The organism is Domibacillus enclensis (genome assembly GCF_900156125.1).
Classification (GTDB): Bacteria; Bacillota; Bacilli; order Bacillales; family Domibacillaceae; genus Domibacillus; species Domibacillus enclensis.
In genome coordinates this window covers 25,321-42,242 of the sequence record NZ_FTLX01000007.1, presented here as the reverse complement: position 1 = coordinate 42,242, position 16,922 = coordinate 25,321, and the positions used below count along the sequence as shown (strand labels likewise).

Sequence of the window (16,922 nt, the reverse complement as noted above, 5' to 3'; positions counted from 1 at the left end):
TATGTTTTCTGAGAATTTGTGACAGTAGGCGTTTACATTTAGACACAATTATTTACAGTATTTCACCTGTTTAAATAGGGAAATCCTCCTTTTTCAAGAATGGCTTCTCTCATTGTATTTAATTAACCATGCTGTCCCAAATCTCCTTTAATAAAAAGCAAAACCCGGGTTAGCTGAACTTTTTGCAGCCATCCCGGGTTTTTCGTTTGCTTTGAATCAGTCTCCGTCTCCGCCGATAAAATCAAACATGCTAGCAAATCCGCCTTCTCCTTTGGAGCCGCCGTTTTGCGGCATAGCTGCAAAGACACGGCTTGCGAGACGGCTGAATGGAAGCGACTGCACCCATACCGTTCCCGGACCGCGAAGTGTGGCAAGGAACAAGCCTTCTCCGCCAAACAGAGCCGTTTTTACGCCGCCAACGGCTTCAATGCTGTATTCAACATCCCCTGTCATGGCGACCAGACAGCCGGTATCGAGCCGGATTAATTCACCGGGGGCGAGCTTCTTCTTATAAATCGTTCCGCCTGCGTGAACAAATGCCATTCCGTCACCTTCAAGCTTTTGCATAATAAAGCCTTCTCCGCCGAAAAAGCCGGTTCCCAGCTTGCGCTGCAGCTCAATGCCGATGGAAACGCCTTTTGCCGCAGCTAAAAATGCGTCTTTCTGGCAAATGATCTTTCCTTGATGCTCACTTAAGTCCATTGGAATGATTTTTCCAGGGTATGGTGAAGCGAAAGACACGTGCTTTTTGCCGCTGCCTTCATTTGTAAACGTCGTCATAAATAAGCTTTCGCCTGTGAGGACACGCTTGCCGGCGCCGAGCAGCTTGCCCATCAATCCGCCGCCGCGGCCCGATGAACCATCGCCAAAAACGGTCTCCATTTTAATGCCGTCATCCATCATCATTAAGCTGCCGGCTTCCGCAATAACGGTTTCCTTCGGGTCGAGTTCAACCTGTACAAACTGCATGTCGTCCCCGTGTAACGTGTAGTCAATTTCGTGATTATTCATGTTTTATCCTCCTTTATTGTCATGTAGACATACGTGAGACTGGTCAAAAAGTTTCGCTCTCCTGCAAAAATAAAACGTCATTTTTGGGATGGGGTAACGTAATCACTTGCTGTACCGCTGATGACCAGATCGGCTGATTGAGCGGGGTTTTGCTCTTGAATGTAAGCCTGCTCATCAGGCATCCAAACATCCTCCCACATCGACCGCATTCCCTCACCGTCTCGCTCAATCCCGCGCTGCAGCCTTATTTTCTGCGGGCTGTCCACCCAAATTGAAAACTGGTAATAGGGCAGAAGGTGCTTCATCATCGTATAACAGCCTTCCACGATGACGAAACCGCCTGATGGAACGGTATGGGATTCAGCAAGCTGGTCCGTTTCCCAGTCATACCGCTCATAGCGGGCTTTTTTGTTTTGGCTGAGCGGTTTTAACAGCTGTTCCTCCAGACGGTTTAAATCCCAGTTGCCGCCAATGGAATTATTTCGTTTTTCAGCAACCTGATAAAAGTCATCGGCATGAACGACAGTGGTATTCCCGCCAATCTTTTCTTTTAAAGCGCGGGCCAATGTGCTTTTGCCGGCACCGCCGCCCCCGTCAATCGCAATAATGAATACTTGATGTTCCTGCTTTTTAAACCGGCTGATCAGTTGATCGATTTTCATGAAATGATCCCTCCCAAACGAATTATACCGTATTAGTTGACATTTTATTGTCCACCCCCTAAACTAAAATAAAGTTTAGGGGGTGGACAATATGGAAAAGCAGCTTCAAGAAGCCGTTGAACTATTTGAAGAAGTAATGATTTATGGAACTGAACGGGTGCTGAAGTCAATTGACGATCCGATTCTTCATGACTATTCACCCGAGCAAATTCAAATGATGAAAATTATCGGGAAAAACGGTCCGATCACAGCGGGGCGCCTTGCGGTGATGCAGGGTGTGCATAAAAGCGCCATTTCCAACCGGCTGAAAAAGCTTGAAGAAAAAGGAATGGTTCGAGCAGTAAAGTCAAGCCAGGACCAGCGTTCCAAGCTGGTGGAGCTTACGGATGAAGGCGAGGAATTTGTTCAGAAGGCGAAAAAGGTTCTATCAGGCTTTATTTCCGAGCTTCTGTCCGGTCATATTGAAGAGGAAGAAGCTGACCAGTTTATTAAAACCTTCCGCAAGTTAAAAGAAATTTTGAAATTAGGTGAAGAAGACAAATGAGAAAAGTGATTCAATGGCGCTGGCCGATTTTAATTGGCATGATCGTGCTGACAGCAGCACTGTTTATGATGGCGCCAAACTTAACAGAGCAGGCGGAGGAAGCAGGATCATTCCAGCTGCCGACCGACGCTGATTCGCAGCGGGCAGCGGACATTCTGGCAGATGCCGGGGCTTCGGAGGAAACGATATCGCTCGTTTATTCATTGGACGAGCCGCTAACTGAAGCTGCACGCACGGAGATAGCGGAGAGTGTCGCATCTCTTCAAGACATTGGTAAGCCGGTAACAGGTGTGCTGAGTCCATTTGAAAGTGAAGAAATGGAGGATCAGCTTGTTTCAGAGGACCGGAAAACCATTCTGGTACCGGTGACAGTAGACGGCTCGGAGGAAGACATTAATGCGCTGGCCGATGAGATTCGGGCAACGATACTGCCGGAGGATCTGACGGCGTATGTAACCGGGGAAGCGATAATCAATAACGACGTGAATACGAGCTCGCAGGAAGGGCTGAAACGGACTGAGCTGATTACCGTCGCGCTTATTTTCGTGTTGCTGCTGGCGGTTTTCCGTTCAGTTGTCACGCCGCTTATCCCGCTTGCAGCAGTTGGATTTACGTATTTGCTCAGCCAGTCGCTCGTCGCCTTTTTTATTGACTGGTTCGGATTTCCGGTCTCTAATTATACGCAAATATTTCTCGTAGCGGTTCTGTTTGGAATTGGGACAGACTACTGCATTCTGCTGCTGAGCCGCTATAAAGAAGAGCTGCAGGCCGGCCATTCGGTAGAGGATTCGATTGTGAACACGTATAAAACAGCAGGGCGCACCCTGTTTATCAGTGGAATTGCTGTATTTATCGGGTTTTCAGCCATTGGTTTTGCGGACTTTCCGATCTTTAAATCAGCGGTCGGGGTTGCGGTCGGCATAGCCGTCTTGTTAATTGTGCTGTTTACCGTCGTGCCATTTTTTATGGCGACGCTGAAGGAAAAGCTTTTTTGGCCGTCGAAGAAATCAGCTTCTCACAATGACAGCAAGCTCTGGATATGGTTCAGTAAGTTATCTGTAAAACGGCCGTTGCTTTCCATGTTTGTGGTGGCGCTGATCACGGTCCCGCTCCTGTTCACATACGACGGAGAATTGTCTTTTAACACAGTAGACGAAATCGGCAGTGACTATGAATCGGTCAAAGGACTCGATGCGATTGCGGAAGGGTTTGGCAAGGGAGATTCACTGCCTGTGACCATTATCGTCAATAGTGAGGAAGACCTTGTAACAGAAGCGTCGGTTCCGTATATCGAATCTATCAGCAAGGAAGTGTTAAAGATTGATGGAGTCGAAGCGGTCCGAACAATTACACGTCCAACAGGGGAAGAGCTGGATGATTTATATATCGACACACAGCTCGGGCTATTAACGGACGGTCTCGTAGAAGCACGTGACGGTGTCATAGACGTTCAAGGCGGCTTAAATGAGATTCAAAATGGCTTAACAGAAGTAGAAAATCAGCTTCCGGCAGGCAGTGAGGCTTCATCCGGAGCCGCAAGCCTTCAGCAGGCAGCAGACGGACTTGGTCAGATTAATGAGCAGCTTACGCTTATTACGGGTGGAATGCAGCAGTCCGGAAATGTGGAGCAGACTGCTGCGCAGCTCGGTACAATTAGCGGACAGCTCGCTCAAATCGAGCAGGGAGTCGGCGCTGCGGCCGGTCAGCTCCAAGGAACAGCGGGACAGGTTAGAGAGCTGGGCGGCGGACTTGAACAGCTCGCCTCCGGCATTGGTGAAGCGAACGAAGGCTTGGACCAAATCGCCGCCGGGTTAACGACCGCAGCGCAAACCACGCGGGCGATGAGCCAATCAGAAAGTGTGCGGGAAACGGGAATGTATATTCCGGACGGCACGCTGGAAAAGGAAGAATTCGCTCAGGTGCTGGACCGCTATACGATTAACGACCAAAAAGCAATTAAAATGGAAGTTATTCTGGCGGAAGATCCGTATTCTCCCCAGGCGATTGACGTTGTTGAGCAAGTAAAGAGCACGGTTGAAAAAGCGGCGATCGACACGCCGTTTGAACAGTCCGAATTTGCTTATAGCGGCATTTCAAGTATGAATAGTGATTTAAAAGCCATTTCATCTGATGATTTCACCCGTACCGTGATCATTATGCTGGTCAGCTTGTTTGTTGTGCTGACGGTGTTGTTCCGTTCCGTGGTGATGCCGGTCTATATGATCGGATCGCTGCTGCTAACGTATTATACATCGGTCGCCGTAGCAGAATTGATTTTTGTGAATGGTCTTGGGTATGATGGCGTGAGCTGGGCGGTTCCATTTTTCGGATTTGTGATGCTTGTGGCGCTTGGCATTGACTATTCCATCTTTCTGCTTGACCGGTTCCGGGAAGAAGCGGTGGATGGGATAAGCATTGGACAGGCGATGGCCGTTTCCATGGCGAAAATGGGCAGTGTCATTATAACAGCGGCGATCATTTTAGCCGGCACATTCGGCGCGATGATGCCTTCCGGTGTTCTCAGCCTTGTCCAGATCGCCACCATCGTGATAACAGGCCTCCTGTTATATGGATTAATTGTACTGCCATTGCTTATTCCAGCAGTAACCGTTTCGTTTAATCAAGGCGTTTTTTGGCCGTTTAAGCGAAAATAATCACAATGAATAGTCGAAAAGCCGAATGACCTGGTCGTTCGGCTTTTTTCAGTCAAGAATGACGTGCTGAAACCGGTTCGCTTTTTTGTCTTTTCTAAAGCTGTCGGCGGACATGCCGATTGTTTTTTTAAATACTTTGCTGAAATAGTTCGCGTTGTCGTAGCCGGTGTCCATCGCGATTTCATGAAGGGTTTTATTGGTCGTGACCAGCAGCTCCATCGCTTTTTGAATCCGCAGCTTCGTTAAATATTGAATCGGTGTTGTGTTCATCTGTTTTTGGAATTTGTTCGTAAAATAATACTTCGATAAGCCGGCGTGGTGAGCGATCTCATCGAGTGTGAGCGGCTCCCCATAATGAACGGTCATAAAGTGTATGGCTGAACGGATGTCGTCCGGCAGCTCGGTTTTTACCTGATCCATTCCTTTTGAGAATCGGTAAAGCCCCATAATGAATTCATACGCGAATGCAGAGGAAGTAAAGGAATCCTCAATGCCTTCCTTCACCGCGAATTGATAGATCTTCTGCAACAGAAAAAGCAGCGGAGCCGCATCCTCCAGAACCAAATGGAGACCGAATTGATTGATTAAATAATCCCAGCATTCATTCGCCTTAGAGCCTACCAGCGTGATAAAAAGAAATTCCCATTCATCGCTTTCCTCGGGAAGATAATAGCAGTGGTCACCCGGTACCTTGACGATAAATGCTTCACCAGGACCGATTCGAACCTTTTTTTCTCCCGCTTGAATTTCCCCGTACCCATTGAGGGTGTATTGAAAAATACACGTATGCCCGTCATGTCCTCTCATGCGTCCATCCCAGTAATAATCTGTCGTGGTCCTTTTTTCAAAACCGAGTGAAACGATCCGGGCAGCCTCAGTTAACGGTTCCTTTGAATGATAATAAACGAAGCTATGGTGAGTATCCGACGGAAGTGAAAACAATATATTACCCCATTTCCGATTTTATTTACCGTTGTCTGAAAAATGAAAGCGTTATATTATCGTGTATAAGAAATACATTAATTAAATTTTACTAAAAATTCAACCTTAACTTTACAGGAGGCGGGCAAATGAAAAAGATTACATTTATTGGAGCAGGCAGTACGATCTTTACGAAAAATGTGTTGGGTGACTGTATGATGTCACCGGCGCTGCAGGATTTTGAGTTTGCATTATACGACATTGATGAAAACCGGCTGGCGGAATCGGAAGTGCTGCTGAATGCACTGAAAAACACATTAAATGCAGGCGTCACTATTCAAACGTATACAGACCGGAAAGCGGCGCTTAAAGACGCAAAATATGTGATTAACGCGATTCAGGTCGGAGGCTATAAGCCGAGCACTGTCATCGATTTTGAGATTCCGAAAAAATACGGACTGCGCCAGACGATTGCAGACACAATCGGCATCGGCGGCTTGTTCCGGGCCCTGCGCACAATTCCCGTCATGCTTGAGATTGCGAAAGACATGGAAGAGGTTTGTCCGGATGCCTGGCTGTTAAATTACACAAACCCGATGGCAACGCTGACAGGTGCTGTTTCGCGCTATACAAATGTGAAAATGATCGGTTTATGCCACAGCGTTCAAGTGTGCACGAGTGATCTGCTGAAGGATCTTGACATCCCTTATGAAAACATTGAAGAGCGGATTGCCGGCATTAATCACATGGCGTGGCTGCTTGAGATCAAGTCAAACGGCAAGGATTTGTATCCGGAAATTAAAAAGCGTGCAAAAGAAAAACAACAAGAACAGCATCATGACATGGTTCGCTATGAGCTAATGGATAAGTTCGGCTTTTATGTGACAGAATCCTCCGAGCATAATGCCGAGTATCATCCGTTCTTTATTAAAGAAAAGTATCCGGAGCTCATTGAGCGCTTTAATATCCCGCTTGATGAATACCCGCGCCGCTGCGAGGAGCAGATCAGCAACTGGCTGAAAACGAAGGAAGACCTGATGAAGGATCAAAACCTGACACATGAGCGCTCGCACGAATATGGCTCGCGTATTATTGAAGCGATGGAAACGAATCAGCCATTTGTATTTGGCGGAAATGTACTGAATACGGGCGGCCTTATTTCGAATCTGCCGGAAAAAGCAGTGGTCGAGGTACCGTGTATTGCGAATCGAAATGGCATTACACCAGCTTACATGGGAGAGCTTCCAGAGCAGCTGGCAGCCTTAAACCGGTCAAATATTAATACACAGCTGTTGACGATTGAAGCAGCGATTACGCAATCAAAAGAAAAGATTTATCAGGCCGCCATGCTTGATCCGCATACAGCTGCTGAATTGTCGATGGATGACATTATCAGCATGTGCGATGAACTAATTGAGGCGCATGGGGACATGCTTCCAGCTTACACATCTGAAAAAGAAGCAGTCAGACTTTAAACGTCTGGTTGTTTCTTGAAGATAAATTGTAAGCGCTTATCATCCGTGGTATGATTATTTTAGAAAGTAAAATTTACTAAAATAATCATTGGGGGATTTCTCATGGTCACAATAAAAGATATTGCTAAGCGGACGAATGTGTCGGCTTCCACCGTTTCAAGAGTGCTGAATTTTGACGAAACGCTGTCCGCTTCACCGGAAACAAAGCAAAAAATTTTCGATGCAGCGCAAGAAATGAATTACCGGACGGTCAAAAGCAGACGGATGCAAAGCCGGAATCAAAAAAGTGAGCCGGCTAAACGAGAAGCGCTCAAGCTGGGCATGGTGCTTCTTCAGTCAAAGGAAGAAGAAGCGAGCGATCCTTACTGGATGTCCATTCGGGAAGGAATTGAAAAGGAATGTGCACTTCAGGGCATCCATTCGTTAAAGCTGATTCGGCTTCAGCGCATGGAAAAGGTGCGGGAGGAGCTTTCACAGCTTGATGGCGTCCTTATTGTCGGAAGAATTGATTATTCGATTCTTCAGTCGTTGCGGGAATGCAATCGCAACATCGTGCTGATCAACCAGGACTCGAATAATGACGAGCACGATGCGGTTATTTTTGATTATGAAAAAGCCGCGTCTCTCGCGATGGACCATTTGATTGAACACGGCTTTAAACTAATCGGCTACATCGGAGGGACTGAAAAAATCTCGATTGAAGAAGGGCCTTCGCTGAAAAAAATCTATACGCCGGATGCGAGAAAAAGCGTATATGAACGCAAGATGAAGGAGCACAGCCTAGCTGACCCGGCGCTCCTGTTTATTAGAGAGTTTTCGATCCAGGCAGGCTATGACTTAATGAAAAAAGCCATTGACCAGGGCCGTTTGCCTCAAGCTTTTTTCATTGCCAGTGATTCAATGGCGATCGGAGCGCTTCGTGCACTTCACGAAAAAGGCCTGCACGTGCCGAAAGACGTGGCGATCGTCAGCTTTAATGATATTGAAATGGCGAAATTCACCTCGCCGCCGCTTTCAACAGTGAAAATCCCGACAGAGGAAATGGGGCGGCTTGGAGTACGGATCATGATAGACCGGCTGAATGGCCGGGACATGCCCATCAAAATAATGGTGCCAACAACGTTAATGATTCGTGAAAGTTGTGGAGCAAAACACGGGATAGTTGATTCATAAAAATATACGGAAAATCGGAGGGAATTGTATGAAAAAACGGTTGACAGTTTCAGTGCTTTCTTTATCTGCCATGATGACTTTAGCGGCATGCGGCGGGGATAATGCGGACAGTGGCAGCGGGGATGGCGGGCAAGTAAAGCTGACGATGATGTCGACGGCAACTAACCAGGCAGACCAGGATATTTTCAAAGAAGTGGTCGCGGATTTTGAAGCGGAAAATCCGGACATCGATATTGAGGATTCGTACCCGGCTGATGGCTACGAGGATATGGCGCGGGTGAAAATGGCTGCCGATGATATGCCGGATCTGTTCGATACGCACGGCTGGGCAAAAAGCCGCTACGCAGAATATACGGAAGACTTGAGCGATATGGCATGGGTTGAAAACCTGGATGAAGCAATGAAGCCGATTTTAACCGATGAGGAAGGCAAGCTCCATGCGTATCCGATTAACCAGGCACTCGACGGTGTCACTTATAACAAAAACATTTTAGACGAATATGGCATTGAGGCGCCGAAAACGTTTGATGAGTTCATGACGGCGCTTGAAACTGTAAAAGAAAAAAGCAATGGAGAGGTTATTCCTTTCTGGCTGGGTGGATCAGATAAAAGCCAGTTCGGCCAATACTTCGACCAATTTGCGACACCGCTTCTCATTACATCACCATCGAACAGCCACGGGGATGCGCTGCTCGACGGATCGTTTGACTGGTCCAATTACACGTTCCTGCCTGAAAAGCTAAAGGAAATGAATGACAAGGAGCTTCTAAACGAAGATGTGCTGACAGCTCAAACAGCACAGGCACCGGAATTATTCGCCCAAGGGAAAATCGCTTTTTCCATGATGAGCGGCTCTATTGGACGGGAGTCAACCGAATTAAATCCAGAGGTGAAAATTGGCACAATGCCGGTTCCGGCTATCCATGAAGATGATCAGCCGAGCTGGATCGGCGGCGAACGTTTTACACTAGCCGTATCAAAAAATTCAGAGCATAAAGAGGAAGCCAAGCAGTTTATCGAATACATTTCCCAGCCGGAAGTAGCGAAGAAGCTTGCGGAAGGCACATCGCTGCCGGATGCGCTGACGAATGTTGATGCAGACAACTATTTTGCTGAATTTTACAAGGAATATGAAGGCACACGTATTGAGCCTTACTTTGACCGCGTTTACTTGCCAAGCGGCATGTGGGATCCGATGGGGGCAACAGGCCAGGAGCTTGTAGCAGGCACAATGTCACCAGAACAAGTATCCGAAAAAATGAGTCAAGAATACACACGCTTGCTTAAGCAGTAAAAAAAGCATCAGGGCGGCTGTATGAGCGCGCCCTGTGCTTTTCTTAAAAGGAGATGACGAAGAATGGCTGATACGCTGTCCACATCGACTGAACAAACGAAAAAAGCGGTGAAGAAAATGAAAAAACGCCAAAGAGAATCCTCCTTATGGTGGATGTACCTGCCGAGCGTCCTGCTCGTTGTCACATTTATTATTTATCCATTTTTAGATGGCATCCGCATTTCTTTTACGAACTGGAATGGCTTTTCTCAAACGTACGATTACGTCGGGCTTGATCAATATACGCGTATGTTTGCTGACCCGGACACGTGGCTCGTTGTGAAAAACACGCTGCTTTATGGAATTGGCAGTACGATTTTACAAAATATCGTCGGGCTCGGCTACGCTTTATTGCTCAATCGCAACTTAAAAGTACGGACATTGACACGCACGATCATTTACTTGCCGGTTATTATCAGCCCGCTCGTCATGGGTTACATCTGGTACTTTTTCTTCGCATTTAACGGAGGCGCATTAAACGATATTTATCTGTGGCTCGGGATGGACCCGGTGAACGCGCTCGGAAGCCCTTCCTTGAACCCGTACATTATCGTGTTCGTCAATACGTTCCAATTCGTCGGGGTGGCGATGATTATTTACCTGGCCGGTCTGCAAAGTATTTCAAGAGACTATTATGAAGCAGCGAACATCGACGGTGCATCGACGTGGCAGAAGTTCAAAACGATCACACTGCCGCTGTTAATGCCATCGATCACCATCAATATGGTTCTGAACATTATCGGTGGATTGAAGTTGTTTGACGTCATTGTGGCGCTGACAAACGGAGGACCGGGAAATGCATCCCAGTCCATGTCTACCTTTATGTATAACTTGTATTTCTCGCGCCAGGATGCAGGATATGCCGCCACTCAAGGTGTTCTGATGGCCCTGATTATTTTAGTGATCAGCATGGCAGCGCTCTTTTACTTTAAACGAAAAGAGGTTGAAGCATAATGGACCATATCTCTACACGGGCTAAATGGCTTTTAACAGGTCTTGCGCTCATCATTACGATGTTTCATTTAATTCCGTTTTACATTTTGCTCACAACTGCCTTTAAACGGCCGGGCGACTTTTCGTCCAAATGGCTGTTTCCAGAATACTTTAGCCTGGAGAATTTCTCTCTTGCATGGGAGCAGGCAAATCTGGCGCGTGCGTTTGTGAACACGTTTGTCATTACGGCTTCAGCAGCAGCGATCTTGATTGTGTTTGGTTCACTGGCCGCCTATGCGCTGGCCAGACGCCAGACAAAGCTGAATAAATATGTGTATATGCTGTTTGTCGCCGTAATGGTCATTCCGCCGCTGACAGCGCTTGTCCCGCTTTATCAGCTTGTTGTTGATGCCGGGTTGATGAATACCCGTTTTGTCGCTGTGTTAAATAATGCGGCCGCCTTTATGCCGCTGACGATCTTTTTGTACGCCGGCTTTATCCGGTCAACGATTCCGAAAGAGCTGGAGGAAGCGGCGAAGATGGACGGAGCAAGTACCATCGGTGTGTTTTTCCGGATTGTCTTTCCGCTGTTAAAGCCTATTACCGCGACGGTGCTGATTCTGTCTTCCGTTTACATTTGGAATGACTACCAGTTCGCCATTTTCTTCCTGCAGGATTCCAGTGTGCAGACGCTGACGGTAGCCCTTTCCAGCTTCTTCGGACAGAATACAAGCCAGCTCGGTCTCGTAGGTGCAGCTTCCTTGCTTGCCTCGCTGCCTATGATCATCTTGTTTTTATTCCTGCAGCGCTTCTTTATCGAAGGTCTTGCAGCAGGAAGTGTTAAAGGATAACCAAAAGCAGGTCCGGCACACCCGGATCTGCTTTTTATAATGTTGAAAAACAAACGTACCATAGGAATATATGATAATATATACGTATAAGTTGAAAGAGAGCCGGGGTGATCGATTGGAAACGAAACACAGCATGGTGAAGCAGGCAATCCAGTCGCGTATATTGGACGGCACGTTTTTGCCGCATCAAAAAATAAGTTCAGAAAGTGAGTTAATGAAGGAATTCGGTGTCAGCCGTCATACGGTGCGTCTGGCACTTGGAGATCTTGTTAACAAAGGCTGGCTGTACCGGGAGCAGGGAGCGGGGACGTTTTGTGCCGACCGCCAGCTGAATGAAGCCGCACAGGGCCGCAATGAAAAAAACATTGCGCTCATTACAACCTACATTTCAGACTATATCTTCCCGTCGATCATTCGCGGAGCGGAGTCTGTCTTAAGCGAGCAGGGGTATCATGTCACGCTGTTCAGCACGAACAACAATCATGACACAGAGCGGGAAGTGTTGGAGCGGATTTTATCGGGCTCATTTGACGGAGTGATCGTCGAGCCGACCAAAAGCGCCCTCAGCAACCCGAATCTTAATTACTATTTAAGCCTGGAGCGTCAAAACATTCCGTACGTCATGATTAATGCGTATTACGATGAGCTTGAGCCGCTTTATGTGGCGGTGGATGATGAGAAGGGCGGGTTTTTGCAGACGGAATATTTAATCAAGCAAGGGTACCGGAACATTGCCGGCTTTTTTAAAAACGATGACTTGCAGGGGGTAAAGCGAATGAAGGGCTTCCTAAAGGCTCACCGCCAATACCGCATACCGATTGAGCCCCGTAATATCATCACGTACTATACAGAAGAAAAGCAGGAAAAGCCGGTTCGGGAATTAGAAGCCTTGCTTGCCTTGAATGGAAAAGAAAGACCGGACGCGCTTGTATGCTATAACGATCAGCTTGCGCTAAGCCTGATGGATGTCCTGCGGAGCAAGGGTCTTCACGTGCCGGATGATCTTGCACTGGTGGGCTATGACAATTCCTTTTTGGCTGACATTTCGGAAGTAAAGCTGACAACTGTTGAGCATCCGAAAAGTGACTTGGGCAAGGAAGCTGCCCGCTTTATTCTAGAGCTTGTCCAGGAAAAAAGAGGCAGTGCTTCGCAAAAAGAATCGAAGCTTGAGTGCCTCGTGTTTGAACCTGAATTGTATATTCGCTCCTCTGTTAAAACAGAAGCGCCAGAAGCCCTTAAGCAATGATCTTGCTTAAGGGTTTTATTTTAATATCCTTTTTTAAAAGCACCAGGCCAGCAAAAGGTGAATGTGTTTGCTGGTTTTTTTGTGTTCAGAATTTTTTTAACTTATATATTGATTATACGTACAAGTTGTATTAAAATTTGAGTTGTAAATAAATATACGTACAAGTTAGAAGTGAGGAGGGCTCTTTTATGCTGGAGCAGTTAAAGCAGGAGGTGCTTGAAGCAAACCTTGCTCTCCCGGAACACGGCCTCGTTACCTTTACGTGGGGTAATGTAAGCGGTTTCGATAAGGGGAGTGAGCTTGTGGTTATTAAGCCAAGTGGTGTAGCGTACGACGAGCTGAAGGCAGACGATATGGTCGTTGTGGATTTGGAAGGCAATGTCGTGGAAGGACAGCTGAAGCCGTCCTCTGATACAGCCACTCATTTAATTTTATACAAGCATTTTTCAGGTATTGGGGGTGTCGTTCATACCCATTCACCGTGGGCAACAAGCTGGGCTCAGGCAGGGCGGGCGATTCCGGCGCTCGGCACAACACATGCCGATTATTATTATGGTGAAGTGCCTTGCACACGTCCATTGACAGAGGATGAAATTGAACGCGCGTATGAAGTGGAAACAGGCAACGTTATTATTGAAACCTTCAAGGAATTAGATCCGCGTGCGTTGCCGGGTGTGCTCGTGTACGGACATGCGCCGTTTAACTGGGGGAAAAACCCGAAGGAAGCGGTTCATAATGCAGTCGTGCTCGAGGAAGTGGCGAAAATGGGCTTGAATACGTTTCAGCTGAATGCAGCGGTTCAGCCGATTGACCAGTTTTTGCTGGATAAGCACTATTTGCGCAAGCACGGAGCGAATGCGTATTACGGTCAAAAAGGATGAAAAGGAAGTGGTCATGTGAAGCAGCAGTTGAATGAAATAAAAGCAGATATTGAAAACAGCCGGACGGCGCTCGGAATTGAATTTGGCTCAACACGCATCAAGGCCGTTTTAATTGATTCATCTCATTCTCCGATCGCTTCGGGAAGCTTTGAATGGGAGAACCGTCTGGACAATGGCGTCTGGACGTATTCACTTGAAGATGTCTGGCACGGCCTTCAAGCAAGCTACCAAACGATGGCGGCGGATGTAAAAAGCAATTATGGCATAATGCTTCAAAAGGTCGGATCGATCGGCTTTAGCGCGATGATGCACGGCTACCTGGCGTTTGACGGGCAGGGCGAGCTGCTGACACCGTTCCGTACGTGGCGGAATTCAATGACAGCACAGGCGGAGGAAGAGTTAACGGCGCTGTTTCACTTTAATATTCCGCAAAGATGGAGTATTGCCCATTTGTATCAAGCCATTTTAAATGAAGAAAAACATGTAGAAGATCTGGCCTTTTTAACGACTCTGTCTGGTTATATTCACTGGAAGCTGACCGGTGAAAAGGTGCTGGGAGTCGGCGACGCATCCGGCATGTTCCCGATTAATGAGGAAGGAAAAGCCTTTGACGAAAAGCTGCTTCAGACGTTTGATCAGCTTGTTTCTCCAAAGCAGTATCGCTGGAAGGTACAGGACATTTTGCCGCGCGTATTGCCGGCGGGCATTCCGGCGGGTCTGTTGTCAGCCAAAGGAGCGGCACTTTTAGATGCGAGCGGTCAGCTGCAGCCGGGCATTCCGCTTTGCCCGCCAGAAGGAGATGCCGGAACCGGCATGGTCGCAACAAACAGTGTGGCCAAGCGGTCGGGGAATGTTTCGGCAGGAACGTCTGTGTTCGCGATGATCGTGCTGGAAAAAGAATTGAAAAAGGTTCATCCGGAAATCGATCTCGTCACGACTCCATCGGGCAGCCTGGTCGGGATGGTTCATGCAAATAACTGTTCTTCGGATATTAACGCATGGGTGAAGCTGTTTCAGGAGCTTGTGTCGCTTGCAGGAGCAGACGTAAACAAGGACAAGCTGTTTGAGCTTTTATTTAACCAAGCACTTCAGGGAGATGCGGATGGCGGCGGGCTGCTGTCTTACGGCTACTTCTCCGGCGAAAACATTACCGGCATGAAGGAAGGGCGCCCGTTATTTGTCCGGTCGCCGGAAAGCCAGTTTAACCTGGCGAATTTTATGCGTGTGCACTTGTTTTCCTCGATTGCAACGCTGAAAATCGGCATGGATATTTTGTTTGAGGAAGAGGATGTTCAAATTGACAAAATAACCGGGCATGGCGGTTTGTTTAAAACAAAAGAGGTGGGCCAGAAGATGATGGCCGCCGCAATGAATGCCCCTGTGTCGGTGATGGAAACAGCAGGTGAAGGCGGTGCCTGGGGAATGGCGCTGCTTGCTTCTTATACAGCTAATAAAGAAACAAATGAATCATTGGAAGAATATTTGGATCAAAAGGTTTTTGCGGGAAACAGCGGTTTGAGCGTGAAGCCAGAGGCGAGGGACGTGGAAGGCTTCGAGGTCTTTATGAAGCGATACAAGCAGGGGATGGCTATTGAACAGGCGGCTGTTGATCATTTCACTCATTAAAAAATGATAATAAGGGAGCGAAAAGTATGCTGAAAATAAGTGAAAAAGAATTTTGGTTTGTAACGGGAAGCCAGCATTTATACGGGGAAGAGGCGTTGACGGAAGTCCGGAAAAATTCTGAAGAAGTCGTTCGCGGCTTAAATGAAGGCGGTTCGCTTTCGTACCCAATCCAATTTAAAGAGCTGCTCACAACATCGAGTGAGATTTACCAGCTGATGCAAAAAGCAAACAATGATGACAGCTGTGCCGGCGTGATTACGTGGATGCATACCTTTTCACCGGCGAAAATGTGGATTGCCGGATTGAAAGCCCTTCAAAAGCCACTTCTGCACCTGCATACGCAGTTTAACCGTGACATTCCGTGGAGCGGCATTGATATGGACTTCATGAACTTGAACCAGGCGGCGCATGGAGACAGAGAATATGGATTTATCGGAACGCGTATGGAAATTGGCCGCAAAGTGATCGTCGGCCACTGGCAAAACGAAGGCGTGAAAAAAGACATTAGCGACTGGATGAACATTGCAGCGGCGGTAACAGAAGGACCGAATATTCGCGTTGCCCGCTTTGGCGATAACATGCGCAATGTGGCGGTAACGGACGGCGACAAGGTAGAAGCTCAGATTAAGTTCGGCTGGGTAGTAGACTATTATGGCATCGGCGATCTCGTGGAAGAAATGAACACGATTACAGAGGAACAAGTCGAATCCGTTTACGCTGAATACAAGCAGCTTTATGATTTTGAAGAAAGCGATGACACTTGTGCGGCTATTAAAGAACAGGCGCGCATTGAAATCGGCTTGCGCTCGTTTCTCGAAGGAGGCGGCTACACGGCGTTTACAACGAACTTCGAGGATTTGCATGGCATGAAGCAGCTGCCGGGTCTCGCGGTGCAGCGTCTGATGGCGGACGGTTATGGCTTTGCAGGCGAAGGCGACTGGCGTACAGCCGCGCTGCTTCGCATGATGAAAATCGCTTCCGGCAACAAGGATACCTCCTTCATGGAGGATTATACGTACCATTTAGAAGAAGGAAACGAAATGATTCTCGGCTCGCATATGCTAGAAGTATGTCCGACGGTTGCCGCAACAAAGCCGCGAATCGTTGTAAATCCTCTTTCAATCGGTGGAAAAGCGGATCCGGCACGTCTCGTATTCGATGGAAAAAGCGGACAGGCTGTTAACGCCTCACTCGTTGAAATGGGCGGCCGCTACCGGTTGATTGTCAATGTTGTGGATGCAGTGGAGTCACCGAATGAAACACCGAACCTGCCAGTAGCCAAGGTGCTATGGAAGCCGCAGCCATCCTTGAAAACGGCTACCGAATCGTGGATTTACGCTGGCGGAGCCCACCATACCGTTCTTTCATTCGCGGTAAATGCGGAACAGCTGCGTGATTTTGCTGAAATGGCCAATATTGAATGCATCGTCATTGACCAGGAAACAAACACAGCACAGCTTCGCAAGGAATTAAAATGGGGAGCTGCAATTTGGAAATAAGCCGGCCGCCACATCCGGCGCAAATCCGCTAGGCCACGGCGCAATTTTCAAGATTATGGCGCAATTCCCACCGCTACGGCGCAATAAAGCAGGAATTGCGCCGTAAACCGAAT

14 protein-coding genes are annotated in these 16,922 nt (G+C 47.7%); 11 read left to right on the top strand and 3 right to left on the bottom strand.

Translation table 11 applies throughout. The features are described 5' to 3' along the window. Nucleotides 1–216: 216 nt before the first annotated feature. Together BW952_RS14140 and BW952_RS14135 are read right to left on the bottom strand one after the other, a co-directional pair. Nucleotides 217–1,011 (bottom strand): TIGR00266 family protein, encoded by a 795-nt coding sequence (locus tag BW952_RS14140; protein ID WP_045850254.1) that lies wholly within the window; start codon nt 1,009–1,011, stop codon nt 217–219. Nucleotides 1,012–1,088: 77 nt separating this feature from the next. Next, nucleotides 1,089–1,673 carry a uridine kinase family protein gene (locus tag BW952_RS14135; RefSeq protein ID WP_045850255.1) on the bottom strand — a complete coding sequence of 195 codons (585 nt, stop codon included), beginning with the start codon at nt 1,671–1,673 and terminating at the stop codon, nt 1,089–1,091. Between the two features lie 91 nt (nt 1,674–1,764). On the opposite strand from BW952_RS14135, the gene BW952_RS14130 reads away from it, so the two are divergent. Beyond that, nucleotides 1,765–2,217: a MarR family winged helix-turn-helix transcriptional regulator gene (locus tag BW952_RS14130; protein ID WP_045850256.1), complete on the top strand. Its 453-nt coding sequence runs from the start codon at nt 1,765–1,767 to the stop codon at nt 2,215–2,217. Beyond that, on the top strand, nt 2,214–4,871 hold the full coding sequence (locus BW952_RS14125; RefSeq protein WP_045850257.1) for an MMPL family transporter: 2,658 nt from the start codon (nt 2,214–2,216) through the stop codon (nt 4,869–4,871). Before BW952_RS14130 ends, BW952_RS14125 begins: the two co-directional genes overlap by 4 nt. Before the next feature lie 48 nt (nt 4,872–4,919). Here the strand turns inward: BW952_RS14125 and BW952_RS14120 are convergent, their stop codons facing one another. Further along, on the bottom strand, nt 4,920–5,813 hold the full coding sequence (locus tag BW952_RS14120) for an AraC family transcriptional regulator (RefSeq protein WP_052698395.1): 894 nt from the start codon (nt 5,811–5,813) through the stop codon (nt 4,920–4,922). A gap of 128 nt (nt 5,814–5,941) precedes the next feature. On the opposite strand from BW952_RS14120, the gene melA reads away from it, so the two are divergent. The 9 genes from melA (at nt 5,942) to araA (ending at nt 16,809) form a co-directional block, all read left to right on the top strand. Next, the gene (gene melA / locus BW952_RS14115; RefSeq protein ID WP_045850259.1) at nt 5,942–7,267 is read left to right on the top strand and encodes an alpha-glucosidase/alpha-galactosidase; all 1,326 of its coding nucleotides are present in this window, start codon (nt 5,942–5,944) and stop codon (nt 7,265–7,267) included. A gap of 102 nt (nt 7,268–7,369) precedes the next feature. Next, nucleotides 7,370–8,440 (top strand): LacI family DNA-binding transcriptional regulator, encoded by a 1,071-nt coding sequence (locus BW952_RS14110; RefSeq protein ID WP_045850260.1) that lies wholly within the window; start codon nt 7,370–7,372, stop codon nt 8,438–8,440. Nucleotides 8,441–8,468: 28 nt separating this feature from the next. After that, on the top strand, nt 8,469–9,734 hold the full coding sequence (locus BW952_RS14105; protein WP_045850261.1) for an ABC transporter substrate-binding protein: 1,266 nt from the start codon (nt 8,469–8,471) through the stop codon (nt 9,732–9,734). Nucleotides 9,735–9,851: 117 nt separating this feature from the next. After that, entirely contained in the window at nt 9,852–10,727 is an 876-nt protein-coding gene (locus tag BW952_RS14100; RefSeq protein ID WP_231581345.1) for a carbohydrate ABC transporter permease, read from the top strand. Next, nucleotides 10,727–11,557 (top strand): carbohydrate ABC transporter permease, encoded by an 831-nt coding sequence (locus tag BW952_RS14095; RefSeq protein ID WP_045850263.1) that lies wholly within the window; start codon nt 10,727–10,729, stop codon nt 11,555–11,557. The genes BW952_RS14100 and BW952_RS14095 overlap by 1 nt, the downstream gene beginning before the upstream one ends. Nucleotides 11,558–11,672: 115 nt before the next feature. Next, nucleotides 11,673–12,803 (top strand): GntR family transcriptional regulator, encoded by a 1,131-nt coding sequence (locus BW952_RS14090; protein WP_045850264.1) that lies wholly within the window; start codon nt 11,673–11,675, stop codon nt 12,801–12,803. Between the two features lie 188 nt (nt 12,804–12,991). Continuing rightward, nucleotides 12,992–13,684 carry an L-ribulose-5-phosphate 4-epimerase gene (gene araD, locus BW952_RS14085; RefSeq protein WP_045850265.1) on the top strand — a complete coding sequence of 231 codons (693 nt, stop codon included), beginning with the start codon at nt 12,992–12,994 and terminating at the stop codon, nt 13,682–13,684. 15 nt (nt 13,685–13,699) lie between these two features. Continuing rightward, complete coding sequence (locus BW952_RS14080; protein WP_094031987.1) at nt 13,700–15,310, top strand: xylulokinase; 1,611 nt, start codon at nt 13,700–13,702, stop codon at nt 15,308–15,310. 26 nt (nt 15,311–15,336) lie between these two features. Beyond that, a complete protein-coding gene (araA, locus tag BW952_RS14075; protein ID WP_045850266.1) occupies nt 15,337–16,809 on the top strand; it encodes an L-arabinose isomerase in 1,473 nt (490 codons plus the stop codon). Nucleotides 16,810–16,922: the final 113 nt, after the last annotated feature.

What these genes read in the sequence shown, in the direction of transcription:
- melA (WP_045850259.1), top strand. Translation starts at nt 5,942, where the DNA reads ATGAAAAAGATTACATTTATTGGAGCAGGCAGTACGATCTTTACGAAA.
- BW952_RS14105 (WP_045850261.1), top strand. Translation starts at nt 8,469, where the DNA reads ATGAAAAAACGGTTGACAGTTTCAGTGCTTTCTTTATCTGCCATGATG.
- BW952_RS14135 (WP_045850255.1), bottom strand. Translation starts at nt 1,673, where the DNA reads ATGAAAATCGATCAACTGATCAGCCGGTTTAAAAAGCAGGAACATCAA.
- BW952_RS14130 (WP_045850256.1), top strand. Translation starts at nt 1,765, where the DNA reads ATGGAAAAGCAGCTTCAAGAAGCCGTTGAACTATTTGAAGAAGTAATG.
- BW952_RS14095 (WP_045850263.1), top strand. Translation starts at nt 10,727, where the DNA reads ATGGACCATATCTCTACACGGGCTAAATGGCTTTTAACAGGTCTTGCG.
- BW952_RS14110 (WP_045850260.1), top strand. Translation starts at nt 7,370, where the DNA reads ATGGTCACAATAAAAGATATTGCTAAGCGGACGAATGTGTCGGCTTCC.
- BW952_RS14100 (WP_231581345.1), top strand. Translation starts at nt 9,852, where the DNA reads ATGAAAAAACGCCAAAGAGAATCCTCCTTATGGTGGATGTACCTGCCG.
- BW952_RS14140 (WP_045850254.1), bottom strand. Translation starts at nt 1,011, where the DNA reads ATGAATAATCACGAAATTGACTACACGTTACACGGGGACGACATGCAG.
- BW952_RS14125 (WP_045850257.1), top strand. Translation starts at nt 2,214, where the DNA reads ATGAGAAAAGTGATTCAATGGCGCTGGCCGATTTTAATTGGCATGATC.
- araA (WP_045850266.1), top strand. Translation starts at nt 15,337, where the DNA reads ATGCTGAAAATAAGTGAAAAAGAATTTTGGTTTGTAACGGGAAGCCAG.
- araD (WP_045850265.1), top strand. Translation starts at nt 12,992, where the DNA reads ATGCTGGAGCAGTTAAAGCAGGAGGTGCTTGAAGCAAACCTTGCTCTC.